This is a genomic window from Pseudomonas sp. XP2, assembly GCF_053557975.1.
In genome coordinates this window covers 96688-115146 of sequence record NZ_JBNRIK010000020.1, presented here as the reverse complement: position 1 = coordinate 115146, position 18459 = coordinate 96688, and the positions used below count along the sequence as shown (strand labels likewise).

Genomic DNA, 18459 nt, shown 5'->3' with positions numbered 1-18459 from the left:
TCTTCGACCTGCATGTCGCGAACAAAAGTCAGCTGGCCGAACAGGCGCTGCACTCGATTGGCGGTTTGTACGAGGTCGAACGCCAAGCGCGGGACGTGAGTGATGAAGATCGTTGGCGAATACGTCAGGAAATGGCGGTACCGATCATCAAAACACTGCATGACTGGATGTTGGCCCAGCGCGATCTGGTGCCCAACGGCTCAGCTACGGCCAAAGCCCTCGATTACAGCTTGAAACGCTGGGTAGCGCTGACGCGCTACTTGGACGATGGGGCTGTGCCCATCGACAACAACCAGGTTGAGAACCAGATACGGCCATGGGCGCTCGGACGTTCGAACTGGTTGTTTGCCGGGTCGCTGCGCAGCGGTAAACGGGCGGCTGCAATCATGAGCTTGATCCAATCGGCGCGCATGAATGGGCATGATCCGTATGCCTATCTCAAGGATGTGCTGACGCGACTGCCGACACAGCGGGCGAGAGAGATTACGGAGTTACTGCCGAATAAATGGGCGCCCGTTTAACCACGCAAGGTGTGTTCGGCTGAAGCTGACCTATAGTTTTGAGTCGTACACAAAAGCTGTGATCGACGCTGCACTGTAGGAGCAGGGCTTACCCGCGAAGGCGTCGTTTCAGCGGCTGGTTTTTAACGTTTCAAGCATCGCCTCGGCGGCCAGCGCGTGGACTTTGCGGGTGGGGTGCCATTCATCCCAGTAGTAATGGGCATCTGGATTTTCACACGCGGGCTTGACGTCCGGATAGGTGGCTTGGCACGGGGTATCCAGATACTTCAAACCCGCAACATTGGGGGCTGCGCGAAGCTTGTTGCTGAAGGCCAGGTGGTCAAAGTAACTGATACTGACGTGATGGGTTTTAGCCAGTGTTGTTAGCACGGCTGGTAGTTTTTGTTCGAGTATCTGCTGGTATTCTGTTGCATTCTTGACCTGATTGCCCTGCACCACAGCCGGCACATGACTCAAATCCGTAGTCCCCACGACCATCACGTGCTTCGCACCTGCTGCAATCAACGTCTCGGTAGCCTTCTGTATGTTCGCCACGCTGTTCTGGCTTAGCACGTCAATTGATTCTGGGTGCGAGAAGTCGGCCCATTCAAAAAAGTCGTTGGCTGAGATGAAAATGAAATAGAGCGAATTCGGATCCGCTTTGTGTGTTTTAGCGGCTTTCAGATAACCGTCGATTTGACCGAAAACCCCAGTGTTGCGAGATGGCTCCATCCAGGCATAGTAGTTGCCGTTGCCGCTCTTGGCACCGCCAATCCCGTAGTCGGTCAAGGGGGTTTTCAAGGCATAAGCCAAGCCCTCGACGGCAGTGGGGCCATTGCTCCAGCGTCCCTTCCAATACAACGAACCGGGTAGCTCCTGTGCATCTTTGACCTTCTGTGCGGCCAATTTTCTAGTGAAGATTTCACCCGCTCCGTTGTCAGAGTAGCTGTCACCGAAAGCATAGAGATGATTGTAGCTGGGGGCGCCAAAGGCAGTTGCTGCAGTCAGTGTCAATAGAGCGGCCAAGCAAGCACGTCGAGTCATTGAAAGTCTCCCAGATTTTCACCTCAGACTACCAGCGACGACGTTTTGCATTGCCACGGCAGCGACCTATTTTTAGTCGCGTGCGCAAAGTCTGTCCTGTTCGCGACAAGTGCTAGCGGGTTAAACAATGGCATCAGGAAGGTGTGTTGCCCGGACGGTTACTCATAACCGTGCTGGTCACCGCTTCTATCCTTGCGAGCTCCATAGTTTTTCACTAGTCAGGCTCAGTCACCGTCTTCACATCCCGAACGTGCTGGAGCGCGCATTCGATGTTACGGCACCGAATCAAGTATGGTGCGGCGACATCACGTATGTGTGGGCTCAAGGCCAGTGGCACTATGTGGCGGCAGTTATCGACCTTTTTGCACGTCGCATGGTGGGCTGGGCGTTTTCACCCAAACCGGACAGCGAATTGGTCATCAAGGCGCTGGACATGGCGTACGAGCACCGCGGGCGGCCGCAGAATGTACTGTTTCACAGTGATCAGGGCAGCCAGTATGGCAGCCGAGCTTTTCGTCAGCGGTTGTGGCGTTACCGCTTCAAGCAAAGCATGAGCCGCAGAGGTAATTGCCTGGACAATGCGCCTATGGAGCGTTTGTTCCGCAGCCTGAAAACGGAGTGGGTGCCAAGTGTGGGCTACATGAGTGCTGCGCAGGCACAGCAGGACATCGGCAGGTTTCTGATGCAGCGCTACAACTGGGAGCGACCGCATCAGTTCAACGGTGGGTTACCTCCGGCGATTGCCGAGGAAAAACTTAATCCGGTGTCCGGGATTAGTTGACCACTACATCACATTACATTCAGCGCGCCCTGCGAGAATGCCCTCTGGCTCGTAAAAACGACCAGCAGCTTCGGCTTTGGCAAGAAACCTTCCCTGGAATTGAGCACGAGGACTGGATTCTAAAGTAGACCTGGCCTCTTGAATCAACTGCTCTATAGCCTTCCATTTCTCGGTCTTCGCTTTGCGTCGTCCCTTCATGGCTCCTCCGCTATGGATGCCTCAGATCAGGCCCACAAACGAATCGTGGGGTTCTCTGCTCGTTGGCCTTCGCATTTCTCATACCGATGAGCTACCTATCGCCGAAGGTCGCGTGCTTCCGAAAACAAGGTGCAGATTGGAGCCAAATTTTTATCAAGATCGTCTCTCAATGAATAGGTGGCTCCATTTGCCACTTGGTAGACGAGGCAATGCGATCCGTCCATCGGATCTGCGACGATTACCACCTTCACAAGCGGTTCCATAAGCCAGACGGGTTGCCCATTGACATGAGGTGGTGTGACCAACTGGACCTGCTCTAGCCACACTCGGTCGGACTGCGCATCGATGAACTGCTTGAGCTCGTGTGCGTGGTACATCATGAACATGCTGGCAAAATTCTCACGTCCAGACCTGTGCACGACCTGCATATAAAACCAAGGCATCAACAGCTCCTGCTCAACATAGCTCCAGAGTCGCTGCCCTCCGGGAGACGCTGACTCATCGGGAAGATCAAAGGCTATTTCGGCACGCGGGTAGGTTGTGAACATAGCAGCCCCCAAAAATGAACACTATAGATTGTAGCCCTATAGGATTCGATAGCGCTTCATCGTTCCTTTTGTGGGAACGGCAAATTGGAACTCAGCATCGCGTTCGGCCAGGCGCTCAAAAAGGTCCGAAGCAGCAGAAATCTCACGCAAGAAGATTTCTCTACAGTAAGCAGCCGCACGTACCTCAGCTCTCTGGAGCGGGGCCTGAAAAGCCCAACTCTGGAGAAAATCGATCAGATCGCGGGAGCGTTGGGCGTGCACCCCCTCACCATCCTTGTGGCCGCCTACGTTGGCAGGGACGAGCATCAGGACGTTGATCGTCTCTTCCAGAAAATCAGAAACGAGCTCATTGAAGTAAGCTCTGCTGATTCAGCATCCAAGAGAAAACAGGGAGGGGTGTAGCTTTTTCGCAAGCCTGATCCGTCCGGAGCAAGCGAAATGGCACCCAGCGATTCGAGTCGTGAGTTCTATCCAAGCTTATCTTCACCTAGGCTGGTCCCAGCACGGGGCTGGCCAGGACCGCTACCAGCGATCTCAGAGAATATCGATCGAGTAGGGTTTTGAAGTTTCGTTTCGTGAACTCATCAATCGCTGACGATTTTTTCTCCAAGAGTTAGCACACTGGACGACCTTTTCTCCAAGAATTACCATCTTCCACGACTTAAACTCCACGATTTACCTCCTGCCTGGTTAAAATCCCCTCCAAAACCCGCCGGATTCTCCAAGAATCACCTCCATGCGGGCGTAATTACATGTTACATAACACAGTACAAAATCGTAGGAGCAAGCATGGCCCGGGGCGGTATCAACAAGGTGGTAGTGCAGCAGGCGCGTCAGGCGCTGATTGCCCGGGGGGAGAACCCCAGCATCGATGCCATACGTATCGAGCTGGGCAATACCGGCTCCAAAACCACGATTCACCGTTACCTGAAGGAGTTGAACGGCCAGCAGCCGGTGGCTTCTGAAGGTGGTGTGGCGCTCAGTGATGTGTTGAGCCGCCTGGTCGGGCAATTGGCAACGCAGTTACAGGACGAGGCCGACCTGAAGATCGAGCAGGCCGAGAGCACGTTCACGCAACAGCGGGAAAAACTTGAGGCGCAGCTTGAAATTGCCCAGCAAGCCCTGGCTGCAGCGCATCAGCAACACAAGATCGATGCAGCGGCCTTGGCCGCCGAGACAGAAAAACTGCTGTCCACACAAAGCACGCTGCAGGCCGAACAGCTACGCAGTGCCAGCCTCAACCAGTCGCTGGGTGAATTGCAGGTGCGCCTGGCTGACAAGGACGAACAGGTCAAGTCGCTGGAAGACAAGCACCGCCATGCCCGTGATGCGCTGGAACACTATCGCAATGCCAGCCGTGAACAGCGCGAGCAGGAACAGCGCCGCCATGAAGCGCAGTTGCAGCAGATGCAGGTGGAAGTGCGGCAGCTGCAACAGGGCATGATCGTCAAACAGGACGAACTCACCCGCCTGCACCGGGACAACGAGCGGTTGCTGGGTGAGCACCGCCAGGCTGCCAGTGAGTGCCGGGCGCAGGAAGAGTTGCTGGAACAACGCGATGCGCAGATTCAGGGCTTGCGCACGATTCTGGCCCAGGCCCAGGGCGCCAGTGAGGAAATGCGCCGGCAGCTGGATGTGCAAGCGCAGAGCCTGGAGCACAGGCGCGATGTGTGCGCTGAACAGGCGCGGCAGTTACAGCGGTATGAGGAGCAGTTGAAGGAGCGTGATCAGGCGCTGGCGCAATGTCGCGCGCAACTGGCTCCCGCTGCAGATTAATCAAACTTTCTGTGGCTGGCGCGTTCTTCCTTTGACACTCACGGGAGAAAACGCCATGCAGCCATCTGAGCCAGAACGCAAAGAAGGGCCTCACTCGACGGAGCAGGCCGACAAACCGGACGATCTTGGTTTCGACCCTGATTCCCCGGATCTTGACGACCCGCAGGTGGATCCGCAAGGGCCGGCCAAGGCGCCTGGAGACATCGAAAAGAACACGTGAGGGTGTTGGCCCGCCCACTCAAACAGAGCCCCTGCTAGCTCAATGAGCTAGCAGGGGCTCCATGAGAGCGGCCTTTTGGGCCGACGGGCGGGTATTCAGGATTCGGCTTGTCGCGCGGCTTCGACACCCGCTGCCGACAGCTTGATCGGGTAGTGCACGCTGACCTGCTGGTCACTGCCCACTACCACGCTGCCGTCGTGAATCAAGCCGGCCTCCTGCAGCGTCTTCAGTACGTCAGCCACCGCCTTCTCACCGCGGTAGTTGTCCAGCACTTCCTTGCCCAGCCCTTGCGGATGCGAATGCAGCAGGCGGGTAAGGACTTCTGTTTTCAGTGCATCGTTGCTCATGGAGGGCCTCACTTGGCGTGCTTGGCCTGAAGCGCCTTGGCATGCTCCAGGTGCTGTTCGAGTTTTGGCAGGGTTTCGCTGGCGAAGGCCTTCAGCTCGGCCTTGTCGGACGATGCAGCCTCTTTCTTGAACAGTTCGACCGCTTTTTCGTGAGCATCAACCTGGTTGTTGATGTACGACTTGTCGAATGATTCATCACGCCATTCCAGGATCATCTTCTTGACCTTGTCGGTCATGGCCGCGTCATCCGGAACGGAAATATCCAGCTTGCGGGCGATGTCGCCGAGCTTCTGGTTCGCCTGGGTGTGGTCAGTGACCATTTGCTGGGCGAATGTCTTTATCTCGTCATTCTGGCTTTTTTCCTTAGCCAGGTTGCCGGTGACCACTTCGGCGATGCCGGCCTCGGTGGCCGCATCGACGAAGTCATCGGAGCTCGCCGCCAGTGCGTGCGCCGATGCCAGGCCCAACACCATGGAGAAACCAACGCGCTTGATGAAGAGATTGCTCATGCTTCACTCCTTAAACCGTGGGGCGACCTCAGTGTCGCGTACGGTTGAGGGTGAGAGTGAGGCAAAGGTTTAATTTTTTTCGCCACCGGTTTCGACCGCACCACGCGCCAACGCAGTGAAAACCGGCGAACACGGTATGGCCGTGCGCTCTGCACCCCAACGGTCAATGCGCCATGCAAAGACGCATGGCACAGCGCCCCTTCAGGCCCTGAGCGTGCTCACTGGCCAGCATACGCAGGAGTCGTTCGCCCAGCCGCTCCTCATCGATCAGCTCAAACCCGAACCGTGCATAAAACGGCGCATTCCAGGGCACATCGACAAAGGTGGTCAACGTCAGCTCGCGGACATCTGCGCAACGCGCTACATCGATGATCTGCTGCAGCAATCGGCTACCGACGCCTTGCCCTTGGGCATCCTGACGCACCGATATCTCATGAAGGTGCAATGCCTGGCCCGCACGCCGCACGCACGCAAACCCTACAATCTGCCCGATCGGGTTTTCAGCAACCCAGCTACCACCGCCCGCGGCGAAAGCCCTGTGCGCGGCGCAATCCATCACATCAGCTTGGGCCAGCCAGGCCAGCGCTGGCCAGCCAGCAAAAGCCTGGGCTGCCGAACGCTCCACGTCCGGCAGGTATTGAATATCGTGCTCAAGGGTAGGGCGGATAAGCATGAAGCACTCCTGTCGTCCTAGTCGGCCGCCAACACGTGCGGCTGTAATTGCCAGCGCACCGAGCTGACGCCTTTTTCTAGGCTGACCCGGCTGACCAGCCGCTCCAGTTGAGCCGGTGCCTGTGCGGTACCCAGCAGCTCGGCGCGTACTTCCAGGCGTGCAGGGCTGTCCAGGTCTGCGCTTTGCAGCGACTGTAACCGCAGCTGCGGATCGCCCAGGCTATGCAGCATCAGGCTGCGCACCTGGATTTCGTCCTCGGCGCGGCAGACGATGCGCACCTCGAAGTGTTGCTCCACCTCGCTGGCAGGCACTACGTCTTGACGGTCCAGGCGCTGGGCGATGTCCCGCAAGAGGATATTGGCGCACAGCACCACCAGGCTGCCCAGTGCCGCCTCCAGCAGCAGCCCAAGGCTGCACAGCACACCGACCGCAGCCGTGCACCACAAGGTAGCCGCCGTGTTCAGGCCGCGCACGTTAAAGCCATCGCGCATGATCACGCCACCACCGAGAAAGCCGATGCCCGACACTACATAGGCGGCAACGCGCGAGGCATCGGCAGGCGCCATGCCTGGCACTGCCTGGGTCATCAGCACGAACAGACAGGCACCGGTACTCACCAGCGCATTGGTGCGCAGCCCGGTCAGGCGTTGACGCAATTGCCGTTCGGCACCGATCAGTGCCCCTAGCAGCAGGGCAATGCTGACGCGCAGCAAAAATACTTTCCAATCCATAGCAAACCTCTTCCGCGGGCACACACCCGCATGAACGCCATCTGTTGGCGTGGTTGAAAAACCAGAAAAATGCGCAGGACCACGAGGAGAGGAGGAGAAGCGGGGTTAAAGGAAACCACCGTCTTGCCAGGGCGGCCAGACAGCGCAGGACACTGCCGGGCTAGCGCACCACGTGGGCCTGTCGCAAGCGACTGGGGCTACTGTCCAAGGCAGGTCTCCTGTTGAGCAAAGCAAAATTGCGCTGCGGACCATACGCCGCGTGGCAGAGCAGGTCAAGGGCGAAAACATGACAATGGCTTCATGGGTGAATGGTTTGCAACGGTCATCCCTGCATGGAAAAAAACCTGGGTTGACGGTACCCTTGCGCCTCCCGTTGCCATCACCCGGACTGTTTCATGCTGTTCAATCTCGCCGTATTGTTCGGCACCTTGGTGGCCATGGAGGGCGTTGGCACGCTGGCTCACAAGTACATCATGCATGGCTGGGGCTGGTGGCTGCACCGCTCGCACCATGAGCCACACTTGGGCATGCTCGAGACCAACGACCTGTACCTGCTGGCGTTGGGGCTCATCGCCACGGCGTTGGTCGCCTTGGGCAAGGCTGGTTATGCACCCTTGCAATGGGTTGGCGGCGGCGTGGCAGGGTACGGCATGTTGTATGTCCTGGCCCATGACGGGTTCTTTCACCGGCATTGGCCGCGCAAACCACGGCCGGTCAACCGCTACCTCAAGCGACTGTATCGTGCGCACCGTTTGCACCATGCAGTGAAAGGGCGCACCGGGAGTGTGTCGTTCGGTTTTTTTTATGCGCCGCCTTTGAAAGTGTTGAAGCAGCAATTGCGCAGCAAGCGCAGCCAGCAGTGACAACCTGGTTTTGCCTCTTGTGGGAGCGGGCGTGTCCCGCGAACACCGGCAAAGCCGGTGCCATACACCGCGTTGCCTGCTTCGCGGGACAAGCCCGCTCCCATACCAGTCACTGCTTCAATTCACTGTTTCCCCTTTGGGCGCTGCCGCCACGTGCCCGCGGCTGACCCACCAGCCAAAACCTGCCGCCGTGAAGAACATGATCAGGCTGTACAGCGCCGCGGGCACCGCCATGGTTGCGTTGTTCAGCAATGAAGGGCTGAGCGCCAAGGCAATCGCCAGCGTGCCGTTGTGAATGCCGATTTCCATGCCAATGGCAATTGCCTGCCGCTTGGGAATATTCAACAGGCGCGGCACCCAGTAGCCCACGGCCAGGCTAAGCAGGTTGAACAGCAGGGCAGCCAGGCCCACCACCGGCGCGTACTCGACCACGGTCTGCCAGTCCTTGGCCAGCGCCAGGACAATGGTAAAGGCCAGGAACAGCGCCGCCACCAGTTTCATCGGTTTCTGCATGCGTGCGGCAAAACCAGGGGCGTAACGGCGGATCAGCATACCCAGTGCGACCGGCAACAGGACAATGGCAAATACCTGCAAGACCTTGGCAAATTGCAGTGGAATGGCCTGGTCCGAGGCCATGAACCAGCTCAGCGACAGGTTCACCAGCAACGGCATGGTCAGAATCGCAATTAGCGAGTTCACCGCCGTGAGCGTGATGTTCAGCGCCACATCGCCATGGGCCAGGTGGCTGAACAGGTTGGCCGTGGTGCCGCCCGGCGAAGCTGCCAGCAGCATCAGCCCCACCGCCAGGGCCGACTCCAGGCCAAAGCCATTGGCGATCAGGAAGCACACCAGTGGCAACAGCAAGATCTGGCAGGCCAGGCCTACCACCACCGGTTTGGGGTATTTCACCACGCGCGCGAAATCGGCCAGGGTCAGCGACAGCCCAAGGCCGAGCATGATGATGCCCAACGCGAGCGGCAGGAAGGCGGTTAACAGGGGCGAGGCGGTCATGAGCGGTCTCTCGGGCGAAGGGCCTCGAGGAGTGTAGGCTGGCGTTGATTGATAGCTAATTGCAAAGGGCCAGCTCTTGGTAACCGTTTGTTACCAACCGCAGCGATCAGCGAGGCTCCATGCCGCATTGCAGCGGGCCTGCAGGCGCAGTAGCATTCCGCTTTTGTCCGAGGATTAGCCTGTCATGCCGTTCCAGAAAGGGCTGCTTGCCACCCCGGTGCCGGCCCATGCCCGTCACCTGTTTTTCACCCTGCAGTCGCCCGAGGCGTTGCCTGCCGCTCTGGATGCCTTGCTGCAACAGGTCGATGGCGACCAACTGATCCTGGGGGTCGGCGCCCCGCTGGCCAAGGCCCTGGGCCGTGCAGTGCCAGGCCTGCGTGCTTTTCCGGTGCTGGACGCTGCTGTGGAGAACCCGAGCACCCAACATGCCCTGTGGCTGTGGCTGCGTGGTAACGAGCGCGGCGACCTGCTGCTGCGGGCCCAGGCCCTGGAACATCTATTGGCCCCGGCCCTGCGCCTGGCCGACAGTGTCGATGGCTTCCTGCACCGCGGCGGCCATGACCTGACAGGCTACGAAGACGGCACCGAGAACCCGGTGGACGAAGACGCCGTACAGGCGGCCATTGCTGCCGATGGTTCCAGCTTTGCCGCGTTCCAGCTGTGGAAACACGACCTGGAGTACTTCAAGTCGCTGCCCCAGGCTGACCAGGACAACATCATGGGCCGCCGGCTGAGCGATAACGAAGAGCTGGACGATGCCCCCGAGTCCGCACACGTCAAGCGCACCGCCCAGGAAAGCTTTGCGCCGGAGGCGTTCATGGTCCGTCGCTCGGTAGCCTGGGCTGACCCGCGTGGCGCCGGCTTGGCCTTCGTTGCCCTGGGCCACAGCTTCGATGCGTTCGAAGTGCAGTTGCGGCGCATGAGCGGCCTGGAGGACGGTATCATCGACGGTCTGTACCGCTTCAGCCGGCCACTGACGGGCGGCTATTACTGGTGCCCGCCCATGGGCGAGACGGGTGTGGACCTGAGCCAGCTGCTACGAGCCTGATCACTTAACATCCAGATACAGAAACACCTGCCGGCCCGGTATGGAGCGGCTAGCCTTGAAAGTTTCCGCTTCATGACGGGAGCTTTCCATGTACGCACGTCGTGACGTCCTACGCGCAGGTGCCACGCTGGGGTTGCTGGCCGCCGCCAGCCCCTGGCTGCACGCCGCCGCCCCGGCGGGCTTGCTGACGCGCAAAATACCGTCCACCGGTGAAGCGTTGCCGGTGATTGGTGCCGGTACCTCCGGCAGTTTCGAAGTAGAAACCGGCTCGGCCCAGTATCAGCAATTGAAAGCGGTACTCAAGGCGTTTTTCGAAGGGGGCGGCCGGGTAATCGACACCTCGCCCAACTATGGCGGTGCCGACAGCATTCTTGGCCAGTTGCTGGAAGAGGGCGGCTGGCACCGGCAGTGCTTTATTGCCACCAAGATCGCCGCCGACAGCCGGGCCGACGCCGAAGCGCAATGGGCCGGCAGCCTGAGGAGCCTGCGTACCGACAAAGTCGATCTGCTGCAAATCCACAACCTGCGTGACTGGCAGACCCAACTGCCCTATGCGCGCGAACTGAAGCAGCAAGGCCTGACCCGTTATGTCGGCATCACTCATTATCTGAATAGTGGCCAGGGCGACGTTGCCCGAATCGTGCGCAGCGAGCCGCTGGACTTCATCCAGATCAACTACTCCGTCAATGCCCCCGACGCCGCCCGCGAACTGCTGCCGCTGTGCCAGGACAGGGGCGTTGCGGTGCTGATCAACCGTGCCTTCGACGATGGCCGCCTGTTTGCCAAGGTCAAGGACCAGGCCTTGCCGGGCTGGGCCAGCGAAGCGGGCATCGGCAGTTGGGCGCAGTTGTTTCTCAAATTCGCCATCAGCCACCCGGCAGTGACCACGGTCATCCCCGCCACCGGCCGGCCTGATCGCCAGCTCGACCAGCTCAAGGCCGGGCATGAACCCATGCTCACCCAGGCGCAGCAACAGGCGCTGATCCAGCAGTTTGCCTGACATCATGCAAGCCTGGCGGCGGCGCCTTGTCCAAGGGCTGAACATGCAGCCCGGCGAGGGGCCGGCGGTAATCGCCGGCTTGCTGCTGTTCTACCTGCTGTTCACCGGTTACTTCATGCTGCGCCCGGTGCGCGAAACCATGGGTGTTGCGGGCGGCGTGGACAACCTGCAATGGCTGTTCACCGGCACCTTCATCGCCACCTTGGCGTGCCTGCCGCTGTTCGGCTGGCTGGCATCAAGGGTGCAACGCCGGCATATCCTGCCTTGGACCTACGGTTTCTTTGCCAGCAACCTGTTGATGTTCGCGGCACTGTTTGCCGGTAATTCGGACAATCTTTGGACAGCCAGAGCCTTTTACGTCTGGTTATCGGTGTTCAATTTGCTGACCATCTCGCTGGCCTGGAGCGTGCTCGCTGACCTGTTTTCCACCGCACAAGGCAAGCGGCTGTTCGGCCTGCTGGCAGCCGGGGCCAGCTTGGGCGGGCTAAGCGGCCCCATTCTCGGCACCTTGCTTGTCGCACCGTTGGGCCATTGCGGGCTGCTGATACTGGCGGCAGCGCTTTTGCTAGGCAGTATGGGTGCGGCCCTGTTCCTGCAACGCTGGCGAGTGCGCCACCCACTACCGCAACAGGCCGAGTCCCCGGGCTCGCGCCCCTTGGGTGGCAACCCGTTTACCGGCGCTACCGCCGTGCTGCGTTCGCCCTATCTGCTAGGCATTGCTCTGTTCGTGGTGTTGCTGGCCAGCGTCAGCACCTTCCTGTACTTCGAGCAGGCGCGCATCGTCAGCGAAACCTTCACCGACCGCACCCGGCAAACCCAGGTATTCGGCCTGATCGACACCGTGGTGCAGGCCCTGGCAATCCTCACCCAGGTATTGCTGACCGGGCGCCTGGCCCGGCGCTTGGGCGTCGGGGTGTTGCTGGTAGCTGTACCGCTGGTGATGGCAGCAGGGTTCCTGTGGCTGGCACTGGCACCGGTGTTCGCGGTATTCGTGGTGGTAATGGTAGTGCGCCGCGCCGGCGAATACGCGTTGGTGCGGCCAGGGCGGGAGATGCTGTTCACCGTGCTGTCCGCCGAGGACAAGTACAAAGCCAAGAATTTTATCGATACCGTGATCTACCGTGGCGGCGATGCCCTGAGCGGCTGGCTCAAGCGCGCGCTGGACGTGATGGGCGAGCACCCACAGCTGGCGATGCTGATCGGCGCAATCATTGCCGTGGGCTGGGCCGTGACGGGGGGCTGGCTGGGTCGGCAGCAGGCCCGCATGGATAACCCGCCGCACGACTGACAGGGGCGCCAAATATGGCATTGCCGCTTATTTAACGCCACCGGTCCGAACCCTTCGCAATAAAACGAATCCCCGCATATCGCCGAACTCCGAACTTGTGTACGGCAGCCTGCCGTGCATTTCGAAGTCATACGAGGTTTGAAGACCATGGCCACTAAAGACAACAGCCGTACCGGCAATCAAACAGGCAGCCAGGGCGGTAACAAAAACCCAGGCAACTTCGCCAACGACCGCGAAAAAGCGTCCGAAGCCGGGCGCAAAGGCGGGCAGTCCTCGGGCAGCCACACGCCCAGCGATCGCGAGTCGGGCCGCAAGGGCGGCCGTTCGTAAATGACCGACTTGCAGTGCCGGGACTGCCCGGCACTGCAATCAACCAGAGGGGGAGGCCCCATGCGACTGACTCCACTCATCATCCTGATGGGCTCGCTGACGATGCTCGGCGGCTGTTTCGACCGCGACAACGATCACCCTGGCAAGGATGGCGACCTCAGCAAGCCATCGCTGCAGATGCAACAACCCGACAGTAAACCGGCACCGCAGCCCGCGCCCGACCCTGAGCCGATGCCTGGTCAGAAACCGAGCCAGTAAGGCGCAATAAGGAGCACGGCATGAGGGTGATGAACCGCGACAACGCTTTAGCTTCGTCAATGGTCGCTGGGCGGTCCAGCCTGCAACAGCGCTATGAGGCAATGCTGGCCGGCGAAGATGACCCCAGCGCCCTGTGGCTCGACGAGCAACTTGCACGTGCTGAACGCTTGCCGGATGACCTGCCAGACTCACCTTCGGATTTGCCTGCCTGGAGCGCCAGGTGTGCTGCCGATGTCGCCGCCGGCTACGCCGACTACCTGGAACAGCGCCGGCAAGGCGCTCCACGCCGTTTCTTTGTCAATCGCGCTCACGCGCTGTGGTTTCTGCAGCAGGTCGCCCCGACCAAAGCGGTGGACGGTGCGTGGCTGCACGGCACGCTGTGCCACTGGCGCGACCCACGTTTTCACGGGTTGATCCGAACTTACCTGGAAGAGCTCGGCAACGGCGACCCGCGTAGTAACCATGTGTTGATCTATCAGCGCCTGCTGGGCCGCCTCGGGTGTGTCGAGGCAATGCCGCTTGACGAAGCACGCTACTTACAGGGTTGCCTGCAACTGGCCTTGGGGCACTGTTGCGACACCCACCTGCCTGAGGTCATTGGTTACAACCTCGGCTATGAACAACCGCCGCTGCACTTGCTGATTACCACCAGCGAACTGGCAGAACTGGGCATCGACGGCCACTACTTCCAGTTGCATGTGACGATTGACAATGCTGCCAGTGGCCACGCTCAACTATCGCTGCAGGCGCTGCGCCAGCTCTGCCCTCAGCATGACCAAAAGTCGTTCTACGCGAGGGTTCGCAACGGTTATCGCCTGAACGAGCTAGGTACTGCTGCGGCTGACCTTATCCGCCAGTTCGACCTGCAGGATGAATTGTTCGCCGCCTTGGAGCGCAAACGGGTTTATGGCCAATTCATGCATGCCGACCGTTGCCGCCTTGAACAGCGCACCGTCAACCAATGGCTGGCCACCCCTGGCGCCATGCCCGCGTTCGTTGCCGCGCTACAGGCCCAAGGCTGGATTCAGCGAGGCCAAGACCCGGCCCAGAGCCGCTGGTGGAAGCTGATCGAAGGGCCTGCAGCGGCAATGTTCGGCGTATTCAACAGTTATGAGAAACAACTGTGGCACGACTGGATTGCCGACACCTGGCGCCCCCCGATCCGCCGTGTAGCACCCGGTAGCTGGGGCCTGCCCGAATCCCCGGACGAAGCACACAGCGAAATGTCGGGTGACCGACCCGCAACGTTGATCGAGCGCATGGCCGGCAACCGCCACGCCACACCCGAGGGCCTGGCGGCGACCCGGGCATACATTCGCACCACCGGGCTGCTTCAGGAGGAACCCCGCTGATGAGGCTGACCGCCAGACAGTTCGAAGCCGATCAGGCATTGCTGCAGCTGGGCCAGCGGCTACGCGCCGACGGCTACCGATTTACCAGTGTGACACCTGCGACTCACACCCGCGTCAACGCCCGTGAGGGTTCCGGGCAGGCCAGCAACCTGCGCGACGTGTTCGGCTGGAGTCGGCCCTTCGCCCCGGGCCTGCTGTCAACGGATGAATTGCTGTTGCTCGAACGCGCCCAGGTGCTGGTCCCGAAGGGCGACTTACTCGGCAGCTCAGTGCGCTGGTCCAGCCTGGACGACCTGCTGCTGGTGCATTCGGCGTTCCCCACCGATGGCAGCGATGCGGTGTTCTTCGGCCCGGACAGCTACCGTTTTGCCCAGGTCATTCACGAGCACCTGCAGCATAACCCCATGCCGGTGGAGCACGCAGTCGATATCGGCTGTGGCAGCGGGGTGGGCGCGTTGCTGATCGCGCGTGCGGCCCAGCATGCCCAGGTCAGCGCCGTCGACATCAACCCCTTGGCGTTGCGCTACGCTACGATCAACGCGGCGCTGGCGGGGGTGACCAATGTGTCCGTAGTGGCCAGCGACCTGCTGGACGCCCTTACCGGTACGTTCGACCTGATTGTCGCCAACCCGCCGTACATGCTCGACCGTAGCGCCCGCACCTACCGCCACGGCGGCGGCGCCTTGGGCGCCGAACTGTCGCTGCGCATCGTTGAACAAGGATGCGAACGCCTGAGCCGCCACGGTACCTTGCTGCTCTACACCGGCGTAGCCATTGTCGATGGCCGCGATGCGTTGCTCGAAGCCATCCGCCTGCGCCTCGCAGGGCCACAATGGGCCTGGGTGTACCGGGAGATCGACCCTGACGTGTTTGGCGAGCAACTGGCCGAGCCGGGCTATGAGCAAGTCGAACGGATCGCCGCCGTGGCGCTCACCGTAACCCGTCATCGCTGAAGCAATATGGCCCGGGCCTGCACATTCGGCATCGAGGAAGAATACCTGCTGGTAAGGCTGGGCTCGGGACAGGTCCCGGCAGCACCATCGTCTGCGGTAATCGGGCGTTGCCGCGAAGCGCTGGGCCAATATTTTGTGCAGGAAATGTTCCGCAGCCAGATTGAGTTGGCCTCGCCGGTGTTCACCCACCTTCATGAAGCCCATGAGTTCTTCCAACTGCGGCGGCAGCGGCTGAGTCTTGCGCTGGCAGAGGAGGGGATGGGGTTGTACGGCGCGGCGAGCCACCCAAGCACCGCCTGGCTGCGGCAGAAGGCCGCTGCCCCGGCACATTACCAGCAACTGTTCGATGACTACCGGCATGTAGCCCAGCGAAGCCTGCTCAATGGGCTGCACGTGCACGTTGGCGTTCCGCCAGGTTGTGACCGCATGCAACTGATCAACCGCTTGCTGGTCTGGCTGCCGTTATTACTGGTGCTGAGCACCTCATCGCCTATGTGGGCGGGTCAGCAGACCGGCTACATGAGCTATCGCCGAGTGATTTGCGGGGAATGGCCGCACATGGGTTTGCCCGAAGCCTTGCCGGACTGGGCTGCCTATGAACGCTACCGCGCCTTGTTGCAGCGGACCGGTGCATTGGCTGTGGATGGCGACTTCTGGTGGGCCATTCGGCCTTCGCGGCGCTTCCCGACGGTGGAGTTGCGTATCTGCGATGGTTGCCCGCGACTGGAAGATACCCTGTGTATCGCCGCGCTGTTTCGCCATTTGGTAGAGCACAAGGTTACCGGTCGCCATGACCTGTTGCCCTGCAACCGTGAGCTTCGCTGGATCGCTCAGGAGAACTACTGGCGCGCCATGCGCTATGGGCGTCATGCACGGTTCATTGGTATGCACGAACAACAGCCAGTCACGGCTGAGGGCTGGCTTGGTCAGTTGCAGGCGCTGGTGCCGGTCGACAGCGTGGATGCCGAGCGTGCTTGCCAGCATGCACGGCACCTGCTGCGCGAGGGCACTCATGCCGACCAGCAGTTGCACTGCCTGACACAGGCTATCGCGAGCGGGGTCGGCAAGGCACAGGCGCTGCAAGCGGTGGTGGCCGCCGGGACTTGCAATTAGCCGGCGTTGGCCGACAATGGCCGCGCCCCTTGCAGCCACGCGGAAACACCTGCTCCATGATGCTGATCAAGCAATTCCCTGACATTTCCCTGGATGACACGCTGTTCGTCTTTGCCCTCGAGGCCGAGGCGGGAGAAGTCTTCACCGAGGTGAACACCGTGTTCACCGGCATTGGCAAAGTCAATGCGGCGATTGCACTGACCAAGGCGATTGCAACCCGCAGGCCCAGACTTGTCGTCAACCTTGGATCGGCTGGCAGCCAGCGCCACGGCAAAGGCCAGGTGGTGTGCTGCAACCGTTTCGTACAACGTGACATGGACGTCACACCGCTGGGCTTTGCCCGATACGAGACACCCTTGTCGGATATCCCGGTAGTCCTGGAGCATGGCGCAGCAATCCCCGGGCTACCGTTGGAAACCTGTGGCAGCGGTGACAGTTTCGAGATCAACCATGGCGACGCGCCTTATGACGTGGTCGACATGGAAGCCTATGTGCTGGCGTTGATCGCACGCGGTGAAGGCATTCCGTTTGTGTGCCTGAAATACATTTCCGATGATGCCGGCAGCGATGCAGCAGGGGATTGGGCGGTGCAGGTTCACCTGGCGGCCGAGGCGTTCAAGCGGGTGCTGTTCAGTCAGGTGTGACCAAGCCTCATCACACCTGCGCCTGCAAACCCGCCAGGTAGTCACCAAACCCTTCCCGGGCGCGGCTGTCGAGGCGGCTGCTGGTGGCCACGCTGTGCCTGGCGGTCCAGACAATCTGCGCGCCGCTGGCCTGAAGGTCGCTGACCAGCTGCACATCTTCATGCGCCGCGAGGGGCTGGAAGCCACCCACGCGTTGATAGGCAGCGGCGCACACACCCAGGTTCGCGCCGTGCACATGGCGATGGCCTTCGCGCGCTTCATAGCGGCTCTGGTACAGCTTGCGCAGGGCAGCTTTCTGCCAGGGCTGCCAATACTCGACATGCACGGTACCGCACACCACCTCGGCGCTGCAGGCCAGCTGCGACACCAGCCAGTGCGACGGCACCTGGCTATCGGCATCGGTGCACGCCAGCCACTGCGCACCACGCTCGACCATGTGCGCTGCGCCCACCCGGCGCGCCATGCCGACATTACCGGCATCCACCTCCAAAACCCGCACACCGAAGCGCCGCGCCACCGCGGCACTACCGTCGCTGCAACGGTCCAGCACCACTAACACGTCTACCCGGTGCCCCGCCTGTTGCGCTTGCATGGCAGCGACCAACACCGCCCGCAGGCAGCGCCCAAGGCGGCGGGCTTCGTTGTGCGCCGGAATGACCACGGCAATCATGGGCAGGTCTCGTCCAGGTCAACCACGCTGGGCTGGCAGGACCAGTATTCCAGTACGAAGTCTGCCTCTTCATGCCGGAACTGGTGATGCAGAGGCAGGTGCTGGGCCAGCATGCGATGCACTTCCCGTCCATCCTGTGGGCAGCCCACGATGGGGTGTTTCCAGTGACAGGCGAGCAGGGCGCCGTCGTAGGTCAGGCTGGCCACCGATTGCTCGATGACCTGCAGCCAGTCTGTAGGATCGAGGTAGTAACCGACTTCGCTGAGCACGATCAGGTCGAAGCGCCCGCCCGGCCAGTCCGCTGGTAGCCGGGCCATTTCCACCGAGGCGTTGGGCACATCGACGAGGCGTTCGCGGGCCAGGCCTACGGCCGTTGGATCAAGGTCCTGGCACAGCAAGTCGGCGCAGCGATCGGCCAGCAACGCACTGAGCTCACCATTGGCACAAGCTGGCTCGAATACGCGCTGATAGCACTGGCGGGGCAGGCTGGCCATTACCAGCTCGCGTTTGCGCTTCTCGTACCAGCGGGTGCGAAAAGCCCAAGGGTCTTCATTGGTGGCGTACAGCTCGGCGAAATATTGCGGATCCAGGCTCATGACAGC

23 protein-coding genes and 1 pseudogene are annotated in these 18459 nt (G+C 60.7%); 15 read left to right on the top strand and 9 right to left on the bottom strand.

The features are described from left to right. The coding region (locus tag ACK1VC_RS20450; protein WP_449118030.1) for an IS66 family transposase at positions 1-521 on the top strand (521 nt) is incomplete at its 5' end. Between the two features lie 108 nt (positions 522-629). Here the strand turns inward: ACK1VC_RS20450 and ACK1VC_RS20445 are convergent. After that, complete coding sequence (locus ACK1VC_RS20445; protein WP_449118029.1) at positions 630-1544, bottom strand: SGNH/GDSL hydrolase family protein; 915 nt, start codon at positions 1542-1544, stop codon at positions 630-632. 232 nt (positions 1545-1776) lie between these two features. Here ACK1VC_RS20445 and ACK1VC_RS20440 point away from each other — a divergent pair. Next, a pseudogene (locus ACK1VC_RS20440) lies at positions 1777-2325 on the top strand (IS3 family transposase); the annotation flags it as partial. Positions 2326-2618: 293 nt separating this feature from the next. Here ACK1VC_RS20440 and ACK1VC_RS20435 read toward each other — a convergent pair. Beyond that, on the bottom strand, positions 2619-3071 hold the full coding sequence (locus ACK1VC_RS20435) for a hypothetical protein (RefSeq protein WP_151883287.1): 453 nt from the start codon (positions 3069-3071) through the stop codon (positions 2619-2621). An 84-nt stretch (positions 3072-3155) separates the two neighbouring features. Here ACK1VC_RS20435 and ACK1VC_RS20430 point away from each other — a divergent pair, with 84 nt between their 5' ends. The 3 genes from ACK1VC_RS20430 (at position 3156) to ACK1VC_RS20420 (ending at position 5067) form a co-directional block, all read left to right on the top strand. Next, positions 3156-3473 carry a helix-turn-helix domain-containing protein gene (locus ACK1VC_RS20430; protein WP_151883286.1) on the top strand — a complete coding sequence of 106 codons (318 nt, stop codon included), beginning with the start codon at positions 3156-3158 and terminating at the stop codon, positions 3471-3473. A 387-nt stretch (positions 3474-3860) separates the two neighbouring features. Next, positions 3861-4847 (top strand): DNA-binding protein, encoded by a 987-nt coding sequence (locus ACK1VC_RS20425; protein WP_060517806.1) that lies wholly within the window; start codon positions 3861-3863, stop codon positions 4845-4847. 55 nt (positions 4848-4902) lie between these two features. Further along, positions 4903-5067: a DUF6021 family protein gene (locus tag ACK1VC_RS20420; protein WP_016487193.1), complete on the top strand. Its 165-nt coding sequence runs from the start codon at positions 4903-4905 to the stop codon at positions 5065-5067. A 95-nt stretch (positions 5068-5162) separates the two neighbouring features. On the opposite strand, the gene ACK1VC_RS20415 is transcribed toward ACK1VC_RS20420, so the two are convergent. The 4 genes from ACK1VC_RS20415 to ACK1VC_RS20400 all read right to left on the bottom strand — a co-directional run bounded on the left by ACK1VC_RS20415 (position 5163) and on the right by ACK1VC_RS20400 (position 7327). Continuing rightward, the gene (locus ACK1VC_RS20415; RefSeq protein WP_023047394.1) at positions 5163-5414 is read right to left on the bottom strand and encodes a hypothetical protein; all 252 of its coding nucleotides are present in this window, start codon (positions 5412-5414) and stop codon (positions 5163-5165) included. Positions 5415-5422: 8 nt separating this feature from the next. Beyond that, on the bottom strand, positions 5423-5923 hold the full coding sequence (locus ACK1VC_RS20410; protein WP_023047393.1) for a DUF4142 domain-containing protein: 501 nt from the start codon (positions 5921-5923) through the stop codon (positions 5423-5425). Positions 5924-6086: 163 nt separating this feature from the next. Beyond that, complete coding sequence (locus ACK1VC_RS20405; protein ID WP_060517804.1) at positions 6087-6596, bottom strand: GNAT family N-acetyltransferase; 510 nt, start codon at positions 6594-6596, stop codon at positions 6087-6089. Between the two features lie 17 nt (positions 6597-6613). Next, positions 6614-7327, bottom strand: a complete 714-nt coding sequence (locus tag ACK1VC_RS20400) for an MgtC/SapB family protein (RefSeq protein WP_016487189.1) — start codon at positions 7325-7327, stop codon at positions 6614-6616. Between the two features lie 395 nt (positions 7328-7722). Here ACK1VC_RS20400 and ACK1VC_RS20395 point away from each other — a divergent pair, with 395 nt between their 5' ends. Next, positions 7723-8190 (top strand): sterol desaturase family protein, encoded by a 468-nt coding sequence (locus tag ACK1VC_RS20395; protein WP_016487188.1) that lies wholly within the window; start codon positions 7723-7725, stop codon positions 8188-8190. A 117-nt stretch (positions 8191-8307) separates the two neighbouring features. On the opposite strand, the gene ACK1VC_RS20390 is transcribed toward ACK1VC_RS20395, so the two are convergent. After that, a complete protein-coding gene (locus ACK1VC_RS20390; RefSeq protein WP_016487187.1) occupies positions 8308-9201 on the bottom strand; it encodes a bile acid:sodium symporter family protein in 894 nt (297 codons plus the stop codon). 184 nt (positions 9202-9385) lie between these two features. Here ACK1VC_RS20390 and ACK1VC_RS20385 point away from each other — a divergent pair, with 184 nt between their 5' ends. From ACK1VC_RS20385 to ACK1VC_RS20345, 9 genes are all read left to right on the top strand, one after another. Next, the gene (locus tag ACK1VC_RS20385; RefSeq protein ID WP_016487186.1) at positions 9386-10249 is read left to right on the top strand and encodes a Dyp-type peroxidase; all 864 of its coding nucleotides are present in this window, start codon (positions 9386-9388) and stop codon (positions 10247-10249) included. 88 nt (positions 10250-10337) lie between these two features. Next, on the top strand, positions 10338-11249 hold the full coding sequence (locus tag ACK1VC_RS20380) for an aldo/keto reductase (RefSeq protein ID WP_191086601.1): 912 nt from the start codon (positions 10338-10340) through the stop codon (positions 11247-11249). Between the two features lie 4 nt (positions 11250-11253). Continuing rightward, positions 11254-12537 (top strand): NTP/NDP exchange transporter, encoded by a 1284-nt coding sequence (locus ACK1VC_RS20375; RefSeq protein ID WP_016487184.1) that lies wholly within the window; start codon positions 11254-11256, stop codon positions 12535-12537. A 147-nt stretch (positions 12538-12684) separates the two neighbouring features. Further along, positions 12685-12867, top strand: coding sequence for a con-10 family general stress protein (locus ACK1VC_RS20370; protein WP_016487183.1), 183 nt, complete (start codon positions 12685-12687; stop codon positions 12865-12867). Between the two features lie 60 nt (positions 12868-12927). Then, positions 12928-13125: a hypothetical protein gene (locus ACK1VC_RS20365; RefSeq protein WP_016487182.1), complete on the top strand. Its 198-nt coding sequence runs from the start codon at positions 12928-12930 to the stop codon at positions 13123-13125. 20 nt (positions 13126-13145) lie between these two features. Next, positions 13146-14477 (top strand): iron-containing redox enzyme family protein, encoded by a 1332-nt coding sequence (locus tag ACK1VC_RS20360; protein WP_060517800.1) that lies wholly within the window; start codon positions 13146-13148, stop codon positions 14475-14477. Beyond that, positions 14477-15430, top strand: a complete 954-nt coding sequence (locus ACK1VC_RS20355; protein WP_191086600.1) for a methyltransferase — start codon at positions 14477-14479, stop codon at positions 15428-15430. Before ACK1VC_RS20360 ends, ACK1VC_RS20355 begins: the two co-directional genes overlap by 1 nt. 6 nt (positions 15431-15436) lie before the next feature. Next, positions 15437-16543, top strand: coding sequence for a carboxylate-amine ligase (locus ACK1VC_RS20350; protein WP_060517796.1), 1107 nt, complete (start codon positions 15437-15439; stop codon positions 16541-16543). Between the two features lie 56 nt (positions 16544-16599). Beyond that, positions 16600-17187 (top strand): phosphorylase family protein, encoded by a 588-nt coding sequence (locus tag ACK1VC_RS20345; RefSeq protein ID WP_016487178.1) that lies wholly within the window; start codon positions 16600-16602, stop codon positions 17185-17187. 10 nt (positions 17188-17197) lie between these two features. Here the strand turns inward: ACK1VC_RS20345 and ACK1VC_RS20340 are convergent, their stop codons facing one another. Next, complete coding sequence (locus ACK1VC_RS20340) at positions 17198-17857, bottom strand: glycosyltransferase (RefSeq protein ID WP_060517794.1); 660 nt, start codon at positions 17855-17857, stop codon at positions 17198-17200. Then, a complete protein-coding gene (locus tag ACK1VC_RS20335; RefSeq protein ID WP_016487176.1) occupies positions 17854-18453 on the bottom strand; it encodes a class I SAM-dependent methyltransferase in 600 nt (199 codons plus the stop codon). The genes ACK1VC_RS20340 and ACK1VC_RS20335 overlap by 4 nt, the downstream gene beginning before the upstream one ends. Positions 18454-18459 lie beyond the last annotated feature (6 nt).